This window comes from Pseudonocardia acidicola, assembly GCF_012911935.1.
GTDB classification, from domain to species: Bacteria; Actinomycetota; Actinomycetes; order Mycobacteriales; family Pseudonocardiaceae; genus Pseudonocardia; species Pseudonocardia acidicola.
Window position 1 is genome coordinate 1 of sequence record NZ_JAAXLA010000086.1, and the last position, 23,014, is coordinate 23,014.

General features: G+C 72.7%; 24 protein-coding genes. 6 read left to right on the forward strand and 18 right to left on the reverse strand.

What is annotated here, in order from left to right; translation table 11 throughout:
* The 5 genes from HF526_RS29830 to HF526_RS29850 all read right to left on the reverse strand — a co-directional run.
* On the reverse strand, positions 1-109 hold a 109-nt coding region (locus tag HF526_RS29830; protein WP_275404258.1), incomplete at its 3' end, for a sugar phosphate nucleotidyltransferase.
* Between the two features lie 67 nt (positions 110-176).
* Positions 177-2,135: an arabinofuranosyltransferase gene (locus tag HF526_RS29835; RefSeq protein WP_338051846.1), complete on the reverse strand. Its 1,959-nt coding sequence runs from the start codon at positions 2,133-2,135 to the stop codon at positions 177-179.
* A 164-nt stretch (positions 2,136-2,299) separates the two neighbouring features.
* Complete coding sequence (locus HF526_RS29840) at positions 2,300-3,220, reverse strand: decaprenyl-phosphate phosphoribosyltransferase (protein ID WP_169384924.1); 921 nt, start codon at positions 3,218-3,220, stop codon at positions 2,300-2,302.
* Complete coding sequence (locus HF526_RS29845; protein WP_420821668.1) at positions 3,217-3,816, reverse strand: phosphatase PAP2 family protein; 600 nt, start codon at positions 3,814-3,816, stop codon at positions 3,217-3,219. Before HF526_RS29845 ends, HF526_RS29840 begins: the two co-directional genes overlap by 4 nt.
* Positions 3,817-3,970: 154 nt before the next feature.
* Entirely contained in the window at positions 3,971-4,783 is an 813-nt protein-coding gene (locus HF526_RS29850) for a Cof-type HAD-IIB family hydrolase (RefSeq protein WP_169384925.1), read from the reverse strand.
* Between the two features lie 101 nt (positions 4,784-4,884).
* On the opposite strand from HF526_RS29850, the gene HF526_RS29855 reads away from it, so the two are divergent.
* Complete coding sequence (locus HF526_RS29855) at positions 4,885-6,540, forward strand: acetolactate synthase large subunit (RefSeq protein ID WP_169384926.1); 1,656 nt, start codon at positions 4,885-4,887, stop codon at positions 6,538-6,540.
* Between the two features lie 11 nt (positions 6,541-6,551).
* Entirely contained in the window at positions 6,552-7,664 is a 1,113-nt protein-coding gene (locus tag HF526_RS29860; protein ID WP_338051847.1) for a glycosyltransferase, read from the forward strand.
* A 6-nt stretch (positions 7,665-7,670) separates the two neighbouring features.
* Here the strand turns inward: HF526_RS29860 and HF526_RS29865 are convergent, their stop codons facing one another.
* Genes HF526_RS29865 through HF526_RS29875 form a run of 3 tightly spaced genes read right to left on the reverse strand, consistent with a single transcriptional unit; the run spans position 7,671 to position 9,906 of the window.
* On the reverse strand, positions 7,671-8,123 hold the full coding sequence (locus HF526_RS29865) for a DUF350 domain-containing protein (RefSeq protein WP_169384928.1): 453 nt from the start codon (positions 8,121-8,123) through the stop codon (positions 7,671-7,673).
* Positions 8,124-8,178: 55 nt separating this feature from the next.
* A complete protein-coding gene (locus HF526_RS29870) occupies positions 8,179-9,345 on the reverse strand; it encodes a glutathionylspermidine synthase family protein (protein WP_169384929.1) in 1,167 nt (388 codons plus the stop codon).
* A gap of 3 nt (positions 9,346-9,348) precedes the next feature.
* Positions 9,349-9,906: a hypothetical protein gene (locus HF526_RS29875; RefSeq protein WP_169384930.1), complete on the reverse strand. Its 558-nt coding sequence runs from the start codon at positions 9,904-9,906 to the stop codon at positions 9,349-9,351.
* A gap of 273 nt (positions 9,907-10,179) precedes the next feature.
* On the opposite strand from HF526_RS29875, the gene HF526_RS29880 reads away from it, so the two are divergent.
* Positions 10,180-11,481, forward strand: a complete 1,302-nt coding sequence (locus HF526_RS29880; protein WP_169384931.1) for a septum formation family protein — start codon at positions 10,180-10,182, stop codon at positions 11,479-11,481.
* A 34-nt stretch (positions 11,482-11,515) separates the two neighbouring features.
* Positions 11,516-11,866: a metallopeptidase family protein gene (locus tag HF526_RS29885; protein WP_169384932.1), complete on the forward strand. Its 351-nt coding sequence runs from the start codon at positions 11,516-11,518 to the stop codon at positions 11,864-11,866.
* A 32-nt stretch (positions 11,867-11,898) separates the two neighbouring features.
* On the opposite strand, the gene HF526_RS29890 is transcribed toward HF526_RS29885, so the two are convergent.
* From HF526_RS29890 to HF526_RS29900, 3 genes are all read right to left on the reverse strand, one after another.
* On the reverse strand, positions 11,899-12,546 hold the full coding sequence (locus HF526_RS29890) for a histidine phosphatase family protein (RefSeq protein ID WP_169384949.1): 648 nt from the start codon (positions 12,544-12,546) through the stop codon (positions 11,899-11,901).
* Positions 12,547-12,572: 26 nt separating this feature from the next.
* On the reverse strand, positions 12,573-13,520 hold the full coding sequence (pheA, locus tag HF526_RS29895) for a prephenate dehydratase (RefSeq protein ID WP_169384933.1): 948 nt from the start codon (positions 13,518-13,520) through the stop codon (positions 12,573-12,575).
* Positions 13,521-13,780: 260 nt separating this feature from the next.
* Positions 13,781-14,671 (reverse strand): hypothetical protein, encoded by an 891-nt coding sequence (locus HF526_RS29900; RefSeq protein ID WP_169384934.1) that lies wholly within the window; start codon positions 14,669-14,671, stop codon positions 13,781-13,783.
* Positions 14,672-14,805: 134 nt separating this feature from the next.
* Here HF526_RS29900 and HF526_RS29905 point away from each other — a divergent pair, with 134 nt between their 5' ends.
* Positions 14,806-15,615, forward strand: coding sequence for a DUF2470 domain-containing protein (locus tag HF526_RS29905; RefSeq protein WP_169384935.1), 810 nt, complete (start codon positions 14,806-14,808; stop codon positions 15,613-15,615).
* On the opposite strand, the gene HF526_RS29910 is transcribed toward HF526_RS29905, so the two are convergent.
* Both HF526_RS29910 and HF526_RS29915 read right to left on the reverse strand, forming a co-directional pair.
* Positions 15,603-15,977: a DUF3817 domain-containing protein gene (locus tag HF526_RS29910; protein WP_338051849.1), complete on the reverse strand. Its 375-nt coding sequence runs from the start codon at positions 15,975-15,977 to the stop codon at positions 15,603-15,605. The genes HF526_RS29905 and HF526_RS29910 overlap by 13 nt on opposite strands.
* 543 nt (positions 15,978-16,520) lie before the next feature.
* Entirely contained in the window at positions 16,521-17,003 is a 483-nt protein-coding gene (locus tag HF526_RS29915; protein WP_169384936.1) for a hypothetical protein, read from the reverse strand.
* A gap of 30 nt (positions 17,004-17,033) precedes the next feature.
* Here HF526_RS29915 and HF526_RS29920 point away from each other — a divergent pair, with 30 nt between their 5' ends.
* On the forward strand, positions 17,034-17,849 hold the full coding sequence (locus HF526_RS29920) for a CPBP family intramembrane glutamic endopeptidase (protein ID WP_211178005.1): 816 nt from the start codon (positions 17,034-17,036) through the stop codon (positions 17,847-17,849).
* A gap of 82 nt (positions 17,850-17,931) precedes the next feature.
* Here HF526_RS29920 and HF526_RS29925 read toward each other — a convergent pair whose 3' ends face one another.
* The 5 genes from HF526_RS29925 to HF526_RS29945 all read right to left on the reverse strand — a co-directional run bounded on the left by HF526_RS29925 (position 17,932) and on the right by HF526_RS29945 (position 23,002).
* On the reverse strand, positions 17,932-18,849 hold the full coding sequence (locus HF526_RS29925; protein WP_169384938.1) for an SDR family NAD(P)-dependent oxidoreductase: 918 nt from the start codon (positions 18,847-18,849) through the stop codon (positions 17,932-17,934).
* Between the two features lie 63 nt (positions 18,850-18,912).
* A complete protein-coding gene (locus HF526_RS29930) occupies positions 18,913-19,872 on the reverse strand; it encodes a DUF5926 family protein (RefSeq protein ID WP_169384939.1) in 960 nt (319 codons plus the stop codon).
* Between the two features lie 33 nt (positions 19,873-19,905).
* A complete protein-coding gene (locus HF526_RS29935) occupies positions 19,906-21,525 on the reverse strand; it encodes a solute symporter family protein (RefSeq protein ID WP_420821669.1) in 1,620 nt (539 codons plus the stop codon).
* A gap of 179 nt (positions 21,526-21,704) precedes the next feature.
* Complete coding sequence (locus tag HF526_RS29940) at positions 21,705-22,664, reverse strand: DUF4328 domain-containing protein (protein ID WP_169384940.1); 960 nt, start codon at positions 22,662-22,664, stop codon at positions 21,705-21,707.
* An 11-nt stretch (positions 22,665-22,675) separates the two neighbouring features.
* A complete protein-coding gene (locus HF526_RS29945) occupies positions 22,676-23,002 on the reverse strand; it encodes a rhodanese-like domain-containing protein (protein ID WP_169384941.1) in 327 nt (108 codons plus the stop codon).
* Positions 23,003-23,014: the final 12 nt, after the last annotated feature.

A 23,014-nucleotide genomic window follows, 5' to 3' on the forward strand; every position in this document is an offset into this window, starting at 1 on the left:
GGTAGTAGATCATCGGCTTGTCGTAGACCGGGAGCAGTTGCTTGGACACCGCACGGGTGATCGGATGCAGCCGCGTGCCGGCCCCGCCGGCCAAGATGATGCCCTTCATCGGCCCCGATGCTGTCACACGATCGACCAGGTGTAGATCACCAGCCGCCCCCGGGGCAGCCCTGACCTCAGCGGCGGACCGCCACGACGAAGGGGCCGACGGTCCGGGTGGTGAAGATCGGGCCGCTGAAGACAGCAGGGGCGAACTGCACGTCGTAGAACTCGACGTTGGGGTCCCTGGGGAAGACGTCCCGGGAGAGCGTCATGTGCAGCGTGCCGTCCTGCGGTCGCAGGACGAACACGGTCGGCGCCCGGTGAGGGCTGGCGTCCAGCTCGGCGGCGAGCTGCCGGGGACTGGTCGTGCGGGCCCAGCGCTCGATCTCCGACCGGCGGCCGGCGAAGTCGCCGAGCGGGTTCGCGTAGTGCGCGGTCAACGCCTGGAAACCGTGGAACGGCCAGAACGCGAAGAGCCCCGTGTAGGTGGTGAGCAGCACCAGGTCCTGCGGCGGCTTGCCGGTCATCTGGCCGATGGTGTCGGCGAGCTGCTCGTTCCACCGTCCGGGCTGGGTCGGGTCCCGGGCGCCCAGGGCCGTCGTCCCGGACGGGTAGTAGTTGGCGTAGGCGTCTCCGTTACCCAGCCGCGCCGGCACCGTCTGCACCAGCGCCAGAGCAGCCGCCACTGCCAGCACCGGGGCGGCCGCCAGGGCAGGCCTGACGTGCCGAGCCGGCAGCAGCCCGGGGACCGTGCCCAGCGCCTCCAGAAGGCCGAGGACCCCGGCCACGGCGAAGACGGCATCCAGCACGGGCTCCAATCGGAACGCCAGCAGGGTCTGGCCGACGGCCAGAGCCAGCATGGACAGCCCGTACCAGGCATAACACGTCGCAGCGAGGGCCGCCAATCCCTGCGCGACGGCGCTGCGCCGCAGGGCCACGACCATCCACACGACACCGGCGAGGCACAACGCGCCGAACACGCTGACCTGCAGCATCGGCAGCGGCACCACAGCCCCCCCGGCGGGGAGGAACCGGGCGGCGGCCGTGCCCGGCATGCCGGAGCCGGCCCAGGCCAGCAGGTACGGGGCCCACTGCAGGAGAGCCAGCGGCAGCGCCGCGACCGCGATGACGAGCACCCGCAGCACGAGCGCGCCCCACCGGACTCTGCGACTCAGACCCGAAACCGTCGCCAGCACCAGCACGAGGACCGCGGTGAAGCCCAGGAACAAGGTGTACACGGCCCCGCACAAGCCGAGGAACCCCCCGACCCCCAGCAACAGCCCCCAATGCCGCCGGGCCCGGCAACTCAGCACATGCCAGGCGAGCACGGCCACGGGCGGCAGCATCGCGACGAGCAGCCAGCTGTAGGGCTCGGAAACCGGGCTGGCGGCCACCGAGCCCGTGACCTGCAGCCCGGCGATCGATGTGGCCAGAGCGGCGAGCAGAGCGGACGCTCGGGGCAGCACGAGGCCCCACAGCGTGAACGACATCGCCGCCGCGAGGGCCATGGTGGCGATGCTGAACGGCTTGTAGGCCTGCCAGCCCGGGATGCCGAGCAGGTCGGCGAATCGGCCGCCCACCCAGAACCAGCCGCTGGGGTAGTAGCTGGGCAGGTCGGCGTAGTTCATGTCGGCCAGGCGCGGCGAACTCGCCATCCGGGTCATGAACTGCAGCCGGAACTCCTGGTCGACGGCGGCGCCACCGAGGTAGAACCGGGTACCCTGCAGCGGCAGCGCCAAGGCCAGCGTGCTCAGGCAGGACAAGGCCGACCACGCACCCAGGGTGGCCCAGCGACTCCACTCCCGCCGCCCGGTCGCCGCCAGCGCCAGAATCCCGGCCAACAGCACAACCGCGGCCGGCACGAACAACGCAGACGGCACATTCGACGGGAACGGAATGTGCAACCGTCCAATGGCGAACTGGGCGGCGCCGCTCACCAATCCCGCTGTGACGACGGCACCGACGGATTCGCAAAGAAATGCACCTGCCGGCCGCCGCACCAGGCAGCATCCCGAGTCCACCGAGACCTCGCCTCGCGGCACAACACCCTGGCCAGGGACACGACCCGACGGGCGTGCTGCGAGCAGAGACACCGCGGCAGCGTGACACAAGCCTGCTTTAAGCTGTTGATCGACCGCCGGTATTGACCGAATCCGGATGCCGATTGCATCGGGATCACGGCCGACTTATCCGACCTGCCCTCCGTTGTGGCCGATCGACCGGTTGCAGCTTTACTGCGATCAGATCAAAGCGGCGTTCAGGCGTATACCGCCATCACGAGGAATCCGATCCACGCCACCGCCAGCACCTGTAGCACCCGGTCCCCGAGCGCGATCTCCTCGGGCTCGCCGCCGTTGCCGCCGTCCACGTCCACCGAGTACCGCAACACCGCGATCACGAACGGCACGATGGAGATCACCGACCACACCGAGTTGTGGTGCGCCTCGCGGATCTCGAACGCCCACAGGCCGTACGTCATGATCAGTATGGTCGCCGAGAGCGCCCACACGAACCGCAGATACGACGCCGAGTAGCTCTCCAGCGACTTACGGATCTTGGCCCCGGTCCGGTCCGCGAGCTGGATCTCCGCGTAGCGCTTACCGGCCACCATGAACAGCGAGCCGAAGCCGGCCGCGAGCAGGAACCACTGCGACAGCGGGATGTTCGCGGCGGCGCCGCCGGCGATGGCCCGCAGCAGGAATCCGGACGCCACGATGCAGATGTCGATGACGGGTTGGTGCTTGAGCCCGAAGCAGTAGGCCAGCTGCACCGCGACGTAGACCGCCAGCACGACGGCCAGTTGCCAGGACGCGAGGAAGCTCACGACGAGTGCGCCCAGGAGCAGGACGGCCGCCACGACGAGGGCCAGCTGCGCCGGCACGATGCCCGCGGCGATCGGCCGGTTGCGCTTGGTCGGGTGAGCCCGGTCGGCCGCCACGTCCTTGGCGTCGTTGACCAGGTAGATTCCGGACGCGGCCAGCGAGAAGGCGACGAACGCCAGCGCCAGCTTCACCGCGATGTGCCCACTGAACAGGTCGCCCGCGGCGAACGGCGCGGCGAGCACGAGCACGTTCTTCACCCACTGCCGTGGGCGCATGGTCTTGAGCACGCCGCCGGCAACCCCGGCGGGGCTGCGGACCGGGGTACCGGTCTGCGGCGGCACGTCGGTGCTGGTCATCGAGACGTCCTCTTCTCGGAACGGGTACGGCCGAGCCACCGCGATACCACCGCGACGGCCGCGCCGAGCGCGGAACCGGCGACGACGTCGCTCGGGTAGTGCACGCCCAGCACCATCCGCGACAGTGCCATGAGCGGCACCACCGCCGGAACCAGCGGCCGCCGCAGCAACCGGCCGAACAGCACGGCGGCAGCGGTCGTGGACGTGGCGTGGGCAGACGGGAAGCTCAGCTTGCTGGGAGTGCCGACGAGGACCTGCACGCTCGGGTCGTCGGGCCGCGGCCTGCGGACCACCCGCTTGACCGCGATCGAGGCGCCGTGGGCGGCGGCGACGCCCGCGGTGGCGACGAGCCAGTCGCGGCGCCGGGCCCGGTCCGTGGCGGCGCCCAGCAGCCCGATGGCCAGCCACCCCGCGGCGTGCTCACCGAACAGCGACATCCCCCGGGCGACCTTCACCACCGGTGGCCGCGCGATCGCGGTCTGCACGGAGTACAGCGCCCGCACTTCGGCTGCGGCGCTCGGGGCGGGGGCACCGACGGAGTCGGCGGTGCCGGCGCGGGTGGCTGTCGGAACGGGGCGGTCGAGGAGCTCGGCCACGAGCGGGGCCTCCAGTGGGCACCGCGCTCGTGCTGCGGGCGCCGGTCTGCGGGTTCGGTACGGCGGGCCATGGTACGCCCGCCGCGATGCTCACACCGGGCGACGTCCTGTGCGCGCTCCGCGACCGATCACCGCAGGTCAGCGCGCCGACAGGCTAGAACCAGCGCTCGAGCACCAGCGCGAGCCCGTCGTCGACGTTGGCGGCCGTCACCTCGTCCGCCACGTCGATCAGCGCCGGATGCGCATTACCCATGGCCACCCCGTGGCCGGCCCAGCGCAGCATCTCCAGGTCATTGGGCATGTCCCCGAACGCGATGACGTCCGGTGCCGCGACGCCGAGCCGCTCGGCCACCTCGGCGAGGCCGGTGGCTTTCGTCACGCCGGCCGGGGAGACCTCGACCAGGCCGCGCGGGTGCGAGAACGTCAGGTCCACGGCGTCACCGACGAGCGGCTGCAACGCGGCCACCATGGCGTCGCTCGTCATGTCCGGCGCGCGGATCAGCATCTTGACGGCCGGCCGGGCCAGCAGCTCCGCGCGCGGCACGCTGGTGTTGTCCGGGTTCGGCCAGGCGTGTTGATAGTCCGGCTCGGCGACGAACTGTGCCGCCGCGTCGTCGAAGGCGCCGAGGCCCACCCGCTCCACGGCCAGCCCGCAACCCGGCAGCGCGCTGGTCGCGGCCTCGGCCAGGTCGGCGAGGGTCTCGGGGGGCAGCGTGCGCGCCGACAGCACCTCGTCGGCCACGGCGTCGTAGAGCACGGCACCGTTCGCGCAGACGGCCAGCCGGGCCACCCCGAGCTGCTGCACCACCGGCGGGATCCAGCGTGGCGGGCGCCCGGTGACCAGCACGAAGCCGATACCGGCCGCGACCAGCCTGCCGATCACCGCACCGGCCCGCGGACTCACCCGCTCGTCGTCGCCGAGCAACGTGCCGTCCACGTCCGTGGCGACCAATCGAGGTGCCTGCACCGCTACCGCCGTCCGCCGATCACCCTCACCAGGGTACGGCCGAACACGGCCAGGCACGGCCGGACGCGGCGGAGGGCCCCCGGTGTGCCTACTCTGCCTGCATGGCCGACGCGGCGAGGGCAGCCGAGCTCATCGTCCGGTGCCTGGAGAACGAGGGCGTCACCCACGTCTTCGGGATCCCGGGCGAGGAGAACATCCACCTGGTCGACGCCCTCCACGACTCCCGGATCCGCTACGTCCTGACCCGGCACGAACAGGCCGCCTCGTTCATGGCCGAGATCGTCGGCCGGCTCACCGGCCGGCCCGGTGTCGTGTCGGCGACGCTCGGCCCCGGCGCGATCAACCTGCAGCTCGGAGTGGCCGACGCACAGACCAACTCGACCCCACTGGTGGCGCTGTCCGCGCAGGTGGGGTTGGACCGGATCTACAAGGAGTCGCATCAGGCGGTCGACCTGGTCAGCATGTTCCGGCCTATCACCAAGTGGGCGGATCTGGTCCCGGGACCGGCCGCGGTGGCGGAGATGGTCCGCCGCGCGTTCAAGATCGCGCAGACGGAGCGGCCCGGGGCGACCTATCTGGCCGTTCCGCAGGACGTCGAGAGCGCCCCCGTGCCGGACGGCGCGGTCCCGCTGCCGCCGGACCGGGTCCGCTACGAGGAACCCTCTCCGACCCAGCTCGCGCGGGCCGCCGAGGTGCTCGCCCACGCGGAGGCGCCGGTGCTGCTCGCCGGGCACGGCGCCGCCCGGCACGGCGCCGGGCCCGCGCTGCAGGCGCTGGCCGAGGCCTGGAACGTCCCGGTGGCCACCACCTTCCACGGCAAGGGCGTCTTCCCCGACGACCATCCGCTGGCCCTCGGCGCCGTCGGGTTCATGCGCCACGACTACGTGAACTTCGGCTTCGACGCCGCCGACGTGGTGGTCGCGGTGGGCTACGAGCTCCAGGAGTTCGACCCTGCAAAGATCAACCCCGACCGGGACAAGAAGATCATCCACGTGCACGCGTTCCCGGCGGAGGTCGACGCGCACTACCCGGTGGCGGTGGGCATCGAGGGGGACATCACCCGGTCGCTCTCCGGCCTGCAGCGCGTCGTCCCGCGCCGGTTCGGCATCGGGGCCACCGCCGGCAGGATCCGCGAGATGCTGGCCGAGGAGCTGGACCGCGGCGCCGCGGACGACCGCTACCCGCTCAGCCCGCAGCGGATGGTGGCCGACACCCGTGCCGCGCTGGGCCGCGACGACATCGTGCTGGCCGACACCGGCGCGGTGAAGATGTGGATGGCCCGGCTCTACCCCACCTACGCGGCCAACACCTGCCTGATCTCCAACGGGCTGTCCACGATGGGCTTCGCGCTGCCCGGCGCGATCGCCGCCGCCATGGTCCGGCCCGAGGTACGCACGCTCGCCGCGGTCGGCGACGGCGCGTTCCTCATGCACAGCCAGGAGATCGAGACCGCGACGCGGGAGGGCGCGGCGCTGACGGTGCTCGTCTGGGAGGACGACTCCTACGGGCTCATCGAGTGGAAGATGAACCTGGAGCTGGGCCGCAGCTCGAGCGTCCGGTTCGGCAACCCCGACCTCGTGCGCTACGCGGAGAGCTTCGGCGCCCGCGGCTACCGGGTCGGCGCGGCCGGCGAGCTGCTCCCGATCCTGCGCGAGGCGCTGGCCGGCGACGGCGTCTCGGTCATCTCGTGCCCGGTGGACTACACCGAGAACATGCGGTTGACCGACCGGCTGGGTGAGCTGAGCGGCCCGTTCTGATGCGCGTGCTGGTGGTTTCTGCACCCCTGCTCGGCCACCTGCTGCCGATGCTCCCGTTGACCCGGGCGCTGCACGCGGCCGGGCACGAGGTGCGCGTCGCCGCCGGCGGCGACGCGCTGTCCGCCGACACCGCAGGCCTCGGCGTGATCGACGTGGCGCCGGGGTTCCGCTTCGGCCGGGTCGCCACCCGCACCGTCCTGGCCCACCCGCGCGCCGCCCGGGCCGAACTGGCCGGGGAGAGCGGCACCCGCACCATCGGGTTGCTGTTCGGCGCGATCAACGAGGAACTGGCCGACACGCTGGTCACCGTCGTGGAGCGGTGGCGCCCCGACCGGGTGATCTACGAGCCGCTCGCCGTCGCCGGCGCGCTCGCCGCGGCCCGCCACCGGGTGCCCGCTGTGCTGCTGGAGAACTCGTTGCTCGACGGCCCGGAGCTGGTCCGGGCCACCCTGCGCACCCGGCTGTTCCGGCGTGCGCTGCGCCGGCACGGCTTCGACGAGGAGTTGCCGGACCCGGCGACCGCGATCACCATCGCACCGCCCAGTCTCGTCGGTGACCGCGCCGGCCGGCCGATGCGAGCGGTGCCGGAGGACGGGACCGGCACCGGGCCCGGCCGGCCGGCCGAGCCCGGAACCCCACCGCGGATCGTGGTCAGCCGCAGCACCGTCGACCTGCCGGGGCCGGGCGACCCGATGCCGGCGGTCCTGGCCGCCGCGTCCGGCGTGGACGCCGAGATCGTGCTGGTCGGGCCCGCGCCGCGGATCGGCCGGCGGTCGCTGCCGGACAACGTGCGCACGGTCGAGCAGGTGCCGCTCACCGCGGTGCTGGCCGGCGCCGCGGCGCTGGTGCACCGGGGCGGGGCCGGCACGGTGCTCGGCGCGCTCGGGGCCGGCATCCCCCAGCTCGCGGTGCCGGGGCCGGGCGAGCGCAGGCACAACGCCGAGCTGGTGGCCCACCGGGGGGCCGGGCTCGCGGTGCCCGCCCGGGAGATCACCGCCGACGTGCTGAACCGGCTGGTCGCCGACCCCGGCTACGCCGCGGCCGCGCGCGAGGTGCGCGACGAGATGGCGGCCATGCCGGACCCGGCCGAGCTCGTCGGCCCGATCACCGCGACCCCGGGCTGAGCCCCGTCAGAGGATCGCGACCCCGACGACCAGGCCGAGCGCCAGGTGCGCGGCGGCGACCACGAACGCCTGCGGGCGCAGGTCGGGCGCGGCCAGCAGCGCGCCGATGTCGATGCCGGTCACCCACTCCAGCAGCCGGACCGCCACCACCTGGGCCACGATCCCGACCAGACCGAAGATCAGCGCGGCGAGCAGGCCCTCGGCCAGCATCCCGGAGGCACCGTAGATCGCCACCACGACGATGAACGCCATGCTGACCATCCCGGCCGCGGTCACCACCACCGAGTTCGGCAGCCCGTCACGGACCATCCGGTTCAGCTTGCCCGGTGTCGTCAGGTCGATCGCGTAGAAGCCGAGCAACATCAACAGCAGTCCGACGAGCGCGTACAGCAGGATTGCGCCGATACCGCGGCCGACGGTCGAGAAGAACCCCGGCGCGAGGGCCAGCAGGGTCGTCACGTCGTCCTCCAGGTGGTTTCGTTGGGGAGCTCAGGGGTACGGCGGGTACTGCAGATCAGGCTTCGGGGATGCGGTGCGGGACGAACGCCGCGCCGTCGTCGGTGACCAGTCCGGCGGTCTCCCGGATGCCCAGCCCCGCGGCGGCGTCGCCGACGATCCATGCGCCCAGGGCCGGCCGGAACCCGCCGAACTCGGGCAACGGATCGAACAGCTGGTAGACGTAGCCCTCCTCGCCGTACACGCCGCCGGTCGAGACCTCACTGCCCGGCGAGACGATCGAGATGTTCGCCCCCTCCCGGCCCAGCCGCGGCTTGCGCACGTACTCGGTGAGCAGACCGGGGTTGTCCAGGTACGCGGGCAGCAGGTTCGGGTGGCCGGGATACATCTCCCACATCACGGCGAGCAGCGCCTTGTTCGACAGCAGCGTCTTCCACAGCGGTTCGAGCCACAGTGTGCCGGGGAGGCTGCGGAGCACATGCTTGCCGAACTCGTCGGAGAGCACCCACTCCCACGGGTAGAGCTTGAAGACCGCCGCCATCGGCGCTTCCTCGAGATCGACGAAGCGGTCCAGCGCGGAGTCCCAGCCGATGTCCTCGATCGTCAGCCCGACGGTGTCCAGGCCCGCCTCCGCGGCGGTCTCCTGCAGGTAGCCGACCGTGACGTGGTCCTCGCCGGTCGAGTCGCCACCCGACCAGGTGAAATACACCTCGGAGCCGGGCAGTCCGTCCTTGACCTCGCCCCAGCGCTCGACGAGCTTCTCGTGCAGCGAGTTCCACTGGTCGTCACCGGGGTGGGTGTCCTTGAGCCAGTGCCACTGCAGGATCGACGCCTCGAGCAGCGTCGTCGGCGTGTCCGCGTTGTACTCCAGCAGCTTGGCCGGGCCACCGCCGTCGTAGCGCAGGTCGAACCGCCCGTAGAGGTGCGGGTCGCTCCGCTTCCAGGAGGCCGCCACGGCCTCCCACGACCACTCGGGCAGCGCGAAGTCGCGGAACCGCTCGGTGGTGACGACGTGGTCGACGGCCTCCAGGCACATCGAGTGCAGCAGTTCGACGTCGGCCTCGAGGGAGAGCACCTCGTCCATCTCGAAGACGTAGTGCACCGACTCGTCCCAGTACGGCCGCGCCACACCGCCCGCGCCGCGGCCCGGCGTGCCGAAGACCATGCCCTGCTCGGTGACCCGGCGCTCCCAGTCCGGCCGGGGCGCCCCAGTTTCGCGTCGCATCCGTCAGCTGCCGCTGCTTCCCGACGAACCGCCCTTGGAACCGCCCGAGCTGCTGCCGCTGCTGCCGCTGCTGACGCCGAGCCCCCCGCGGGAGATGGTCTTGCCCGACGGCGTGGAGACGTTCGCGTTCTTCGGCACCACCGTGGTGCCGCCGCTCGCGACCTGCCCGATGTTGCCGCTGCCGCCGTAGTTGTAGTGGTACTGCCGGCCCCCGCTGCCGATGAAGACGGGGAAGAAGCCGACACCACCGGAGTGGTAGGTGTTGCTCGCCGCCGGGGTGGCGCAGTTGCTGTCGTCGACGACGACGTTGTTGTCGTCGACGCACCGGGCCTGGACGTCCTGGGTGGAGTTCGCGACCGAGTAACCGACCGCGATCAGCGCGACCACGCCGACGGTGACCCCGGCGCCGATCATGATCCGCTTGCGCTTCGTGCGGGACGCCTCGTCGGCCGCGTACTCGGCCGCGGCCTCCTCGCGCTCCCGGCGGGCCGCCTGCTGGCGGGCCCGCCGCTCGGCCAGCGTCGGTTCACGCGGGACGGTGGTCTCGTCCTGGAACCGCATGCGACCCCGCCGTTCACCCGTCCGGGTGCCACCGTCCGGCTGATCGGACTGCTCGGACGACGCACTCCCGGCCGGGACAGCCGCCCCCTCGGCACCTTCGGGCGGCAACTCGCCGCCCGAACGGCCACGTTCGTCGTCCCCGCTCATGCTTCACCCCCGCGCGCACGGTACAACCCGGGTGATCACAGCGGAACTGGGCACGCTCGCAGCACCACGACGACCGATGGTCGCGTGGCAACGGCATCCGGCCGGGAACTCGTTCGAGGTAACGGCATGATGACGGCCGTCATGGCCAACCTGTTCTCGGCGCCCGGCAAGCAGCGCCCCAAGGCTGCTCCCGCGGTCCGCTCCCCCGGCCCCCGACCCGGGTCGACGCGCGCGCGCCGGCCGGTCGGCGGGGCGTCGCGATCCCCCGTCCACCCGGCCCGGCGGGTTGTCATCGGCGTCCTGGTGGGCGCGCTGACGATGCTCGGGGTCGCCACCCTGGACACGTTCGCCGGCGCCACCGTGCCGGTGCTCGGCTCGTTCGCGGCGCTCCCCGAGCCCGCCGGCGGCGCCGAGGCGGCCAAGCTGGCCGAGCTGCCACCGCCGCCGGCTACGCCCGGCACGTGCCTCGACTGGACCCGGGCCGACGCCGCGGACACCCACGTCGTCGACTGCGCGAAGCCGCATCTGTTCGAGCAGGCCGGCTCGGTGCAGCTGGCCGACCAGGTCACCCTGCCCAACGACCAGCGCTGGCGGCAGCTGGTGAACGAGCGCTGCACCCCGGTGGTCATGACCTACCTGAACGGCAAGTTCGACCCGGACGGCCGCTACCGGGTCGGCGGCCTCAAGCCGTCGGCGACGAAGTGGGCCGGCGGCGACCGCGAGATGCGCTGCGGCCTGCAGAGTGCCTCGCGTTCCGGCGCGCTGTACCCGATGACCGGCCGGGTCGCCGACTCCGACCAGGCGGCCGTGCACGACCCCGGCACCTGCCTGGGCATCGACGGTCGCACCATCGGGGACCCGGTGGACTGCGCCGGCCCGCACGCCGTGGAGACCGTCGGCATCGTGGACCTGAGCAAGAAGTTCCCGGGCGCCTTCCCTGCCGTCGGCGACCAGGACTCGTTTCTGCAACCCGAGTGCACCAAGATCGCCAACGACTACGCGGGCGGCGCCGACGTGATCAGCCAGAAGAAGCTGACCGTCTACTGGGACAATCTCACCGAGGAGTCCTGGAAGGCCGGCACCCGGCGGGTCAACTGCAACCTCGCCGCGCTGCTGCCCGACCGCAGCGGCTTCGCGCCGGTCACCGGCTCGGTGCGCGGCCCGGTGACCGTGGGCAGCACCCCGGCCCCGCCGGCACAGGACACCCCGCAACCCGGTGTGCCTGCCCCGGCCACGTCGGAGCCGGCCACCCCGGAGCCGACGCCGCCCCCGACACCGGCGCCCAGCGGTAAGCCGGCGCCCAGCGGTGAGCCTGCCCCCGGCGGTGAGCCGGCCCCCGGCGGCGGACCCGCCGCCCCGCCGCCCCCGAGCGGGGTGCCGCCGGTTCCGGCCGCACCCGCGCCGCCGGCAGCGGGCGGGAACGCGTGACCGGCACCGGGGGCGATCGGTGACACTGCCCGGTGTGGGCATCGAGATGGCGCGGGGCCGGTTCGAGGAACTGGTGGCCGACGCACTGGACACCATCCCGGCCGAGCTGACCGCGGCCATGGACAACGTCGTCGTGCTCGTCGAGGACCGCAACGAGACCGAACCCGACCTGCTCGGGCTCTACGAGGGCGTCGCGCTGACCGAGCGCACGACCTCATACGGCGGCGTGCTGCCCGACCGGATCAGCGTCTACCAGGACGCGATCCTGGAGATCTGCGCCGACGAGGACGAGGTGGTCCGCGAGGTGGCGATCACCGTCGTGCACGAGGTCGCACACCACTTCGGCATCGACGAGGAGACCCTGCACGAGCTCGGCTGGGGGTGACCGGCCGGGCCCGTGACGCCGGGGGCCGCCTGTCAGCCCTCCGGTGAGCCGCCCGCCGTCACGTCACCGGGCAGCGTCGGCCCGGAGTCCCACAGCTCCAGCGTCCAGCCCGTCGGCGCTCCCGGGTCCTGACCCAGCACGACACGGCCCGTGTTCGGGACGTACATGGTCTCCGCGGTGTCACCGAGCAGCGCGGCGGCCGCCAGCCGGATCGCCGCACCGTGGCTGACCAGGACCACCACGCCGGGATCGGCCCCGTCGTGCTGCTTGGCGATCCGCTCCACGGCCGGCAGGAACCGGGCCCGCAGGTCGTGCGCCGACTCGCCGCCGGGCAGCCGCCGATGCAGGTCACCGCCCCACCACGCCTCGTAGACCTCGTCGAACGCGGTGCGCGCCGCCCGGTCCGAGCGACCCTCCAACTCGCCGACGAAGATCTCGTGCACGCCGTCGACGACCACGACCTCCAGCCCGTGCGCCGCCGCGACCGGGGCCGCGGTCTGCTGCGCGCGCGTCGCCTGCGAGGCGTAGACCGCGCGCACCGGCCAGCCGGCCAGTACCTCGGCGATCGATGCGGCCTGGGCCAGGCCCAGCTCGGTCAGCGGCGATCCGGGCGGCACGGTGTCCAGCTCCCGGCGCACGTTGGCCCCGGTCTGGCCGTGCCGGAGCAGCACCAGCCGCAGCCCGTCGGTCTCCCGGGACTCGGTCCTCACGCACGTCCCCCGTTCCGCAGCGCGGCCAACCACGCCGCCGCCGCTGCGAACTCGTCGGCCCCGGCCGCGCTCAGCGGCACCGCGGGGGCGACCGCACCCGCGGCCGGGCCCGGGGCCCCGGTCGCGCGCGGGTAGGAGCCCAGGAACCGCACCTGGTCACAGCGCCGGTGCAGCGCGGCCAGCGCCTCCCCCATCGCCGGCTCGGCGAGGTGCCCGCTGCAGTCCAGGTGAAACCAGTACTCGGCGTGCCGGTCCTTGATCGGACGCGACTCGATCCGGGTCAGGTCGATCCCGCGCACCGCGAGCTCGGTGAGCAGGCCGAGCAGCGAGCCGGGCCGGTTCGAGGTGGTGGCGGCGAGCGTCGTGCGGTCATGGCCGGTGGGCGGCGGCGGTGGGCCGGGCGGGCCGACGAGCACGAACCGGGTCACCGCGCCAGGGTTGTCGGCGATGTCGTCGGCGAGCACCTCCAGCCCGTGCTGCTCGGCGGCCAGCTCCGCGGAGACGGCCGCGTCGAACTCACCGCGGGCCACCTGGGCGGCGGCCTCCGAGGTCGAGGTGGACAGCAGCACCTGGGCGTCGGGCAGGTGAGCGGCGAGCCAGCCACGGGTCTGCGCGATCGCATGCGAGTGCGAGGCGACCGTGTGGATGTCGGCGAGGGCGGTGCCGGGGCGGACGAGGAGGGCGAACCGGACCGCGAGGAGCGCCTCGCGGCGGATGACCAGCGGCGGATCAGCGAGGAGCCCGTCGAGCACGGCGCCGACCGCGCCCTCGACGCTGTTCTCGATCGGCACGCAGCCGGCGTCGGCGGTCCCGGCCCGGACGGCCGCGAGCACAGCGGGACTGCCCTGGCACGCAACCAGCTCGGCGCCTTCGGATTCGGGCAGGGAACGCAGTGCCTGCTCGGTGAAGGTCGCGGGGGGACCGAGAAACGCCAGACGGGGCACGAACGGCGAGCCTAGTCAGCCCGGCCCGGTGTGCCCCAGCCGGTTCCGCACCCGCCGCGGCGTACGGCACCGCGCTCCGGATGGTCCGAACAGCCGGACCCGGTAGCCCATCGGACGCAATTTTTGAACCGTTGACCGCTCTGGTTCGTAGGTCCATCGCGAGGGCGCGTCGGCCCGACGGGAGAAGGGGGCTTGTCGGTCCGGTGCGACCTCGCCCCCACCTGTCCCCGGCGGCAGGGCACCCGCCGCCGGGGACGGCGTCAGGCGAGCAGGCCCAGCCCGGCCAGCTCGGCGGCGGGCACCGGCTCCGGGTCGGCACCACAGCGCGACAGCAGCCCACGCACGCCCTGCACCGCACGCTCGGACAGCCCGTCGGCCTCCGTGGCCAGGGCGCTCCCGTCGGTGCTCAGCAGCGCCCCGGTCACGTCCCCGCCCACGAGCGCCCGGGCCACCGCGACGAGCAGGTTGAGGATGCCGTGCTGCGCCGGACCGTCCCCGGTGCCGGAACGCACGACGTGGCGCAGGCCGAGCGCGGTGAAACCCCGACCGGCCTCGACGACCACCTCGAGGAACCGTGTGATCTCGGTGGCCGAGGGCACGTCGGAGGGGCGCGGCCCGCCGCAGCGCAGCTTCGGCGCGCAGCCGTGCTCGGCGACGCGACGCACCGCCTCGAGCCAGACGTCGACGTCCTCCGGACTGCCGTCGAGCGGACGGCGCGGCTCGACGACCGGCAGGACGTCCTCGGGTACGAACTCCGCGACCCGCTCCAGCCAGATCGCGTCCACGTCCGGCGGAGCGGCCGTCTCGACCGTCCGCGGTGTGAGCAGGTTCGACCGGGAGAACACGGTCGACAGCGCCTTCGGTACGGCACCGAGCCCGGTGTCCACCACCAGCGAGAGTTCGACCGGCTGGGCGGGTGCCGACCGGGCCAGCTCCGTCACCAGGGCGGGCAGCCGGGACACCGGGCACACCAGTTGGCCGATCATGCCGCCGTAGCGGCCGTCGCGGGCGGAGAGATAGCGGGCCACCACCGCGTCGACCCCCGGAGCGATCATCCGGGGCTGCAGGAGGCTGATGTCGTCGACCAGCTCGGCGAACAGCGGGGGGATCGACCACGGGTCGGCTGAACTACCCGAAGGCACCGTCGTCACAGTCCGAAACGCTAACCCCTGCCTATTCGGCGAATCACATCGGGTGATGCCGGGGCCGCTCGGCGCCGGCGACCCTGGACAGTTGCGCTCACCGAGCTATAACTTAGCCTCACCTAACTTGGAGGTGAGCATCGTTGGCAACCACCCGGCTCCGGCGTCCACCCGCGCCCACCGACGCCGAGCGCGCCCGCAGCGTCGCGACCCGGGGCGGCCGCGCAGCCCTGGTCGGCACCGGTTCGCCCGACGCCGTCGTGCCGCTCGTGCACCACCTGCAGGCCGACGGTTCCGCGGTGCTGTTGCTCGACGACGACGCGCCGCTGCTGGACCGGATCCACTCGGCCGCGGACGGGGAACTGCCGGTGATGCTCGAACTCACCGACCACGCGCCCGTCGAACTCCGGGAACCCGTCCGCGCGCTGCTGTGGATCACCGGCCGGCTGCGCATCCCGGACCCCGAGTCAGCGCGGCGCGCCGTGCTGCACGTCGCCGACGTGCAGCCGGACCCCCGGCTGCTCGACCTCGGCCACGGCGCGACCCTGGTCCGGCTGGACCCGAACTCCGCCGTGCTCGCCGACGCCGAGGGCAGCGCCGCACTCGCCCCCGTCGATCTCGCCGCGGCCCGGCCCGACCCGTTCTGCCGGATGGAGCAGCACTGGCTGAGCCACCTCGAGGAGGCCCACCCGGAGGTCTTCGTCGCCCTCGCCCGGCACCTGCCGCCGGCGCTGCGCGACACCCCCGGAGCCGTCGTCCGCCCGCTCGGGGTGGACCGCTGCGGGCTGCGACTGCGGATCGAGGCCCCCACCCGCGACGTCGACGTGCGGCTGGCCTGGCGGCAGGAGGCGAACACGGTCGCCGAGTTGCGCACCCAGTTCGGGCTGCTGGTGGGCTGCCCGTTCCGCGGCGCCGGACAGGACCGGGCCGCCGGCGAGGCCTACGAGGCTTGAGAGGGCTGCGAGGCCTTGCGCTCCCGCTCCTGGATCTGGTGGGTGACCTTGCGCTCGGCGTAGAAGGACGCGAGCGGAACCGTCCCGGCCAGCAGCACCAGGAGCGCCTGGATCGGCTTCCAGCGGAGGCGCTCGGCCAGGATCAGTGCGCAGACGATGTAGCCCATGTACAGGAAGCCGTGCATCATGCCGATGATCGCGACCGGGCGCGAGTCACCGACGATGTACTTCATCGGCATTGCGTAGAAAACCAGCAGCACCAGGCCGACGCCCGTCACATAGGCAAAGATCCGGTAAGCCAGCAACCTCGCCCCGACCGGCCGATCCACGGTCGCGACCCGATGGTCATGCTCGTTTCCCACGAGGCGAGTGTACCGACCCACAGGGATCGGCACCCGTGGGTCGCCGCACCGCTGACATCGGCTTCGGCGAACGTTGCCGCGGCATCGGACGGCGCGTTCTGCACCACCTCCGAGGCACCGCACACGCCTGCCGTATCCCGGCAGGATCCGGCGACCATCGCCCGCACCGGAAGAGTGGCGCACACCTTCGGTAGTCACGTGACCTGGGTCTATCAAGCGACGATGACCGTTGCCGTTCGCGTGGCCCGCAGGCCGGTCAGGTCAATTGCGAAACCCGGCTCTGCGAAGTCCCGGGCCGGCCCAGTCGGCCCCGGCGTTCTCGAGATCGAGATCATCCGGCCGCTTCCGGGCGTCGAACCGATCGCGGCCGCACATTCGAACAACAGAATCCCGGCCATCCGAGGGACACCACAACACACGCAATTCCCTCCCCAGCTCGGAGAATGCCGAGCGATCAGAACGAGCTGATCCCGGGAAAGAGAGAATGATCGAGGTCGCCGATTCCGGCCGGTGCCCGATATCGCTGGATCGGCGCAGTTGAGATTACGCGGAGTTCTCCTGGTCCCGGGCGGCCAGCCGGGCCAGCATCCGGTTGTAGGCGGCCAACTGCGGATCCTCGTCGTCGGTCACCGGGGCCACCGGGGTACGACGGACCCCGAACGGCGACGACACCGGGTCGGCGACCCGCGGTGCCGGCAGCTCGTCATCGGCAGCGAACCCGGACGACGGGGTCGTGGCAGGCGCGACGTCGGCACCCGCCGTGGGCGTCGCGGGCGGCTCGGCGATCTCGTCGGTGTCCAGGCCCGTCAGCCGGCGGATCTCCAGGCGCAGGAAGCGCCACCACATGAAGCCGAAGAAGACCGCGAACAGCGGCCACTGCAGCGCGTACCCCACGTTGACGGCGGAGCCCATCGCCGAGCCGGCGCGGTGCCACTGCCACGCGGACAAGAAGCCGCAGGCCACCATCGCGCCCAGGGTCAGCAGATGCCACGCGATCCAGCGGGGGGAGAGCACCAGCTGTCGCACGGCCCCAGCGTACGCGAGTGGGTAGTGTCGATGACCGTGCCCGACGGCCCCAGGCGCTGGCTGTCCCCCGGACCCGCCGCCACACCCGTGATCGTCGACCCCGCGGAGCGACGCCTCGCCGTCACCGAGATCCTCGTCGTCCTCACCGTGACGCTGGGACTCTCCGCACTGCGCAGTGCGTTCTCGCTGCTCGACGCGGTGCTGGCGCCGATCCCGCTGGCCGACCAGCAGGTCGCCCTGAACGCCCTGGCAGCGCGCAACGGACTGATCGATCTCGCGCTGCAGCTGACCCGGGTGTTGCAGCTGGTCGGATGGGGTGCCCTGGGTGCCTACCTGTTGCTGCGGGCCGGTTTCGCGCTCCGCGCCGTCGGGCTGGACCGCACCCGCCCGTGGCGCGACGCCCGCGACGCGCTGGGGCTGGCCGGGCTGATCGGTCTACCCGGGCTCGGGCTCTACCTGGTGGCCCGTGCACTCGGGGTCAGCGTCACCATCGCGCCATCCACCCTGGACGACACGTGGTGGCGGCTGCCGGTGCTGATCCTGTCCGCCGCGGCCAACGGCTGGGCCGAGGAAGTGGTCATGATCGGCTACTTGATCACCCGGCTGCGACAGCTGGGCTGGTCGGAGAACCGGTCGCTGCTGGCCTCGGCGCTGCTGCGCGGCAGCTACCACCTCTACCAGGGGCTGGGCGGCTTCGTCGGCAACCTGGTGATGGGGCTGGTGTTCGGCCGGTTGTGGCAGCGCAACAACCGGCTGTGGGTGCTCGTCGGCGCGCACACGATCATCGACGTCGTCGCGTTCGCGGGCTACGCCCTGCTCCACGGCCACGTCTCCTGGTTGCCCTGACCCCTCCCCGCTCTGTCACGAACGGCACTGTCGTTCACTAGGTTCGAACGACAGTGCCGTTCGTGGGGTCGGGCGGGAGGGGTCAGTGCTCCGCGAGGATCTGGTAGCGCATCCGGGCCATCATGTTCTCCGCTCCGGCCTGGATGCCCGAGGCGGTGAACAGCTCGTCGATGCGGCTGGAGATGTCGGCCGGGTCCCAGCGCTTGCCGCCGTTGGTGATCTCGGCGACCGAGGTGAACGGCTGGAAGATCTCCACGCTGTCGCCCTGCACGCCGAACACCTTGCCGCTGATGTGGCTCGACTCGTCCGAGCACAGGAACGCGACCAGCGGGGCCACGTTCTCCGGGGCGAAGAAGTCGAATTCGCCGCGCTCGATGGCCTCGTCGCGCTTGGCCCGGAACTCGTCCGGCATGAGGTCCAGCGTCATCCGGGTCAGCGCGGTCGGCGCGATCGCGTTGCTGGTGATGCCACCGCGGGCACCCTCCATCGCGACGATCGTGGAGAACGCCGCGATGCCGGCCTTGGCCGCGCCGTAGTTGCTCTGACCGAAGTTGCCCAGCAGGCCCGAGGTCGACGCCGTGTGCACCAGGTGCCCCGGACGCTTGGCCTCCTTCCAGTACTGCACCGCGGCGCGGGTGGGGAGGAAGTGCCCACGCAGGTGCACCCGGATGACCGCGTCCCAGTCCTCGTCGGAGAGCTTCGCGAGCGTCTTGTCCCGCAGGATGCCGGCGTTGTTGACCAGCGCGTCGAGCTGGCCGAACTCCGACACCGCGGTGCTCACGAGCTTGTTCGCCGCCTCGGCGTCGGCGACGTCGCCGCCGACCGCGACGGCCCGGCCGCCCGCGGCCACGATCTCCTTGGCCACCGCCTCACCGGCGTCCGGGTCGAACTCTCCGACCACGACCGCGGCCCCCTGGGCCGCACATTCCAGTGCCTCGCCACGCCCGATGCCCCGGCCGGCGCCGGTGACGATGACGACCTTGCCATCGAGAAGTCCCATGGCCGGAGCATATGACCCGCGGGTAACCGGCCCGCGTGCCACTGGTCACACCCCGGTCGGGGATCAGCGCAGGGTGACCTGCTTGCCCGCGAGCGCGTCCCGGGCCCGGCGCTCGGCGTCGGTGAGCGGCTCGTCGGCCAGCCCGGCCAGCGCGGCTTCGAGCCGGGCGGCGAAGGCGGCGACCGGGGCGGCCCACTCCTTCACGTGCAGCTCACGGTCGAGATCCCACACCGGCACGAGCAGCCCGTGAGCCCGGAAGGCGCCGGCGTAGCGGGTGTCCTCGGTGAGGGCCAGTTCGCCGCGCGCCTGCAGCCGCGCCAGTGCCGCCATCAGCTGGTCCTCGGGCTCGGGACGCACCCAGCGCAGGTGCGCCTTCGTCCCGGTGTCCACCCAGTAGGCGGCCCGCACCCCCTCGGCCACCACCGGCTCCGTCGGCATGATGACCGCGTTGGCCCGCTCCAGGGTCGCGGCGACCTCCGGGGCCGGCTCGGCGCCGTCGTCGCTGCCGGCCACCCACCAGCCGAAGTCCGGGTGCAGGGTGAGCTCGAGCGACGCGTCCGCGTCGAGGACGTCCTGCAGCCGGATCGGCTCCGCGCCGCCCACACCCGGGCCGACGACCGGCAGCGCGCTGCCCGGCTCGGCCTCCCGGGCCCAGCGCAGCGCCCGAGCGAGATCGGCCGACAGGTCCCCCGAGCGGGTCTGCACCTGCATCCCCAGCAGGATCTCACCGTCGGGGCGGACCAGGGCGGCGGACGCCCCGGGCAGCACCGTGGCCAGCGTGACCGGCACCGGCGAGGCCTCGCGCAGCGGCAGCGGGGCCACCGCGGAGGGCAGGAACTCGCGCATCGCGACCAGGTCGGGCTCGGCCGCGAGACCCGCGAAGGGCCGGGTGACGATCACGTCGTCACCCGCGCCGTGGCAGGCCTTGTAGCGCTTGCCCGACCCGCACGGGCAGGGGCGGCGGGGGTTCTCACCGGTGGCCGCGCCCGCGGCGCCGGCCCGGTTGCGTGTCTTCTTGGCCATCAGGACGTCGACGGTAGCGGGTGCGGGCCCGGGTCAGACCACCGACTCGGACCGGGCCCGCTCGGCGCCGGCGCCGGTCAGCGCCCGGACCTCCATCTCCGCGTAGCGCCGCGCGCCGTCGGGGTCGCGCCGGCCGTAGACCGAGCCGAGCGCGCCGAGCAGGAACGACAGCGGGATGGAGACGATGCCGGGGTTGACCAGCGGGAAGAACGCGAAGTCCGCGTTCGGCAGCATCGAGGTCTTCGCCCCGGAGACGGCCGGCGAGAAGATGACCAGGACGACCGCCACGGACATGCCGCCGTACATGCTCCACAGCGCACCGGTCGTGTTGAAGCGCTTCCAGAACAGCGAGTAGACCAGCGACGGCATGTTGGCCGAGGCGCCGACGGCGAACGCGAGCGCGACCAGCACCGCGACGTTCTGTCCGATGGCCACGATGCCGCCCAGGATGCCCAGCAGACCGACGGCCAGGGCCGTCATCCGCGCGACCTTCACCTCCCGGGCGGGCGCGACGTCCCCGTTCTTGATGATGTTGGCGTACACGTCGTGGGCGAAGGACGCCGACGCGGTGATCGTCAGCCCCGCGACGACGGCGAGGATGGTCGCGAACGCGACGGCCGCGACGATGCCGAGCAGCAGCTCACCGCCGAGGCGGTAGGCCAGCAGCGGCGCCGCCGAGTTCGACGCCCCGGGCGACTTCATGATCACCTCGGGGCCGACCAGCGCGGTGGCGGCGGTGCCGATGATGAGCACCATCAGGAAGAACCCGCCGATCAGCCAGATCGCCCACACCACCGACTGCCGGGCCTGCTTGGCGTTCGGGACGGTGTAGAAGCGCATGAGGATGTGGGGCAGGCTCGCCGGGCCCAGGATGGCCGCCAGCGACAGCGAGATGAAGTCGATCTTCGAAAGCTCCGTGCGCCCGTACTGCAGGCCCGGGCCGAGCAGCTTGTCGCCCTGCGGGCTGGTGTCCGCGGCCTGCCCGAGCAGCGAGGAGAAGTTGAAGCCGAAGCGGCCCATCACCCAGGCGGACACGATCAGGCCGGTGACGATCAGCAGGTTGGCCTTGAATATCTGCACCCACGTGGTGCCCTTCATGCCGCCGACCAGCACGTAGACGATCATCAGGCCGCCCACGGCCGCGATCACCGCGGCCTGCCCGCCCGGACTGGTGATCCCGAGCAGCAGCGCGACCAGCCCACCGGCCCCGGCGATCTGGGCGATCAGGTAGAGCACCGAGACCAGCAGCGTCGAGGTGGCGGAGGCGGCCCGGACCGGACGCCGGCGCATCCGGAAGCTCAGCACGTCGCCCATCGTGTACCGGCCGGTGTTGCGCAGCCACTCCGCGATCAACAGCAATGCGACGAGCCAGCCCACGAACGAGCCGATGGCGTAGAGCAGGCCGTCATAACCGAAGACGGCGACCGCACCCGCGATGCCGAGGAACGCCGCGGCCGAGAGGTAGTCGCCGGCCAGCGCGACGCCGTTCTGCGCGCCGGTGAACCCGCGCCCCGCCGTGTAGTAGTCCGAAGCGGTGCGATTGCCACGCCCGGCCCGGAACACCACGACCAGGGTCAGCAACACGAACGCGCCGAAGATCGTGATGTTGACGGCGGGACTGCCGACGCTGCTCTGAGCAAGGGAGATCGTCACCATTGGCTCCTCTCGGACCATATGGCGAAGGTCGTACGAGGCACATATCGATACCCCGAATGTCCGTATGGTCCTGCGGGCAGCTCAACGAGAAGGTCGTCCGGAAGTCACGTCCGAGTTACCTCGGGAGTGTGTGCCCGTCACCGTTCGACCCCACCGACGCGCGCACGGCGGGGCCGTTACGACGGCGTCGCGGTCACCGATCGCGGGTGGACGGCGACGACGAGCTCGCGACGGACCACCCGGGGCGGGCTCAGCAGCCGGGTCAGCCGGTCCACCAGCCGCACGGAGACCACGGCGGTCGCGGCCGCGAGCAGGTCGACCAGCGCGTGCAGTAGCACGCCGTCGGCCATGGCCTGCACGCCGCTGCGGAACGACAGCGCCAGCACCAGCGCAGCGAACAGCAGCCCGGACCCCCACAGCGCCCACCAGACCAGCACCAGCCGGGACGGGCGCGGCCGCTCATCCGGCGGGCGGTCCAACCCCCCGTGCTCGATCTCGGCCATCACCGAGCCCGGCACCGACAGGTTCAGCCCGGGGACGACCCAGCCGAGCACGATCGCGCGCGCCGAGCGGGACGGCACCCGGCCGGCCCGGTCGGCGGCCGCCCGGGAGGCCCGGATCGACCACAGCACGAACAGCGTCCCGGCCGGGACGGCGAGCACGGTCGCGAGCCACGCCGCGCCCACCACGAGCGTGTCCGACGCCGCGACCGCGCTGGCCGACAGCGCCTCGGAGCGGCTCGCCAGCAGCAGCAGATAGCGCCAGATCTCGGCGCCGGCCGCCACCACCGCGACCGCGGCCGTCACCCGCAGAACGCTGATCAGGGTGGGCGCGACCGAACGCACCCCGACGATCGCCGGCACCGGGCCCGGATCGTCCTCGACGGGCCACGGCGCCGGAGCGAAGCCCCACCGCGGCGGCACCTGATAGCGCGGGGGGCCGGTGTAGCGGGGGCGCATCCGCGGCAACGGGACCGGCAGGCCCGACACCGGCGGCTCGGCCACCCAGCGCGGTGCGGCCAGGTACCGGCCGCACCGCAGGCAGAACGGACCCGCGCCCGGCGGCGCCGCCCGCCCGCAACGCGGGCAGTTCGGCGGTGGCGTCGGAACGCCCTGGGCGGGCGCGGGCTGGGACACGGGCGAGGCGCCTATGCGATCTCCGGAGCGCGGCCGTCCTCGGCCTCCAGCGCCCGGCCCTGGCCGGCCCAGGCCTGCATGCCGCCGTCCACGTTGACCGCCGGGTAGCCCTGCGCGGTCAGGTAGGCCACGACGCGGGCGGAGCGGCCGCCGGAGCGGCACACGACGTAGAGCGGGTCGTCGTCGGGCACCTCGTCCATGCGCGCGGTCAGCTCGGACATCGGCAGATGGCGCGCGGCCGGCGCGTGGCCGGCCACCCACTCATCGGCTTCGCGGACGTCGAGCAGGGCGGCATCGGCGGGCAGGTCGGCCACCTGGATGGAGGGCACCGCAGTCATACCGGCATCCTG

What these genes read in the sequence shown, in the direction of transcription:
- HF526_RS29855 (WP_169384926.1), top strand. Translation starts at nt 4,885, where the DNA reads ATGGCCGACGCGGCGAGGGCAGCCGAGCTCATCGTCCGGTGCCTGGAG.
- HF526_RS29875 (WP_169384930.1), bottom strand. Translation starts at nt 9,906, where the DNA reads ATGCGGTTCCAGGACGAGACCACCGTCCCGCGTGAACCGACGCTGGCC.
- HF526_RS29870 (WP_169384929.1), bottom strand. Translation starts at nt 9,345, where the DNA reads ATGCGACGCGAAACTGGGGCGCCCCGGCCGGACTGGGAGCGCCGGGTC.
- HF526_RS29840 (WP_169384924.1), bottom strand. Translation starts at nt 3,220, where the DNA reads ATGACCAGCACCGACGTGCCGCCGCAGACCGGTACCCCGGTCCGCAGC.
- HF526_RS29945 (WP_169384941.1), bottom strand. Translation starts at nt 23,002, where the DNA reads ATGACTGCGGTGCCCTCCATCCAGGTGGCCGACCTGCCCGCCGATGCC.
- HF526_RS29920 (WP_211178005.1), top strand. Translation starts at nt 17,034, where the DNA reads ATGACCGTGCCCGACGGCCCCAGGCGCTGGCTGTCCCCCGGACCCGCC.
- HF526_RS29925 (WP_169384938.1), bottom strand. Translation starts at nt 18,849, where the DNA reads ATGGGACTTCTCGATGGCAAGGTCGTCATCGTCACCGGCGCCGGCCGG.
- HF526_RS29880 (WP_169384931.1), top strand. Translation starts at nt 10,180, where the DNA reads ATGATGACGGCCGTCATGGCCAACCTGTTCTCGGCGCCCGGCAAGCAG.
- HF526_RS29930 (WP_169384939.1), bottom strand. Translation starts at nt 19,872, where the DNA reads ATGGCCAAGAAGACACGCAACCGGGCCGGCGCCGCGGGCGCGGCCACC.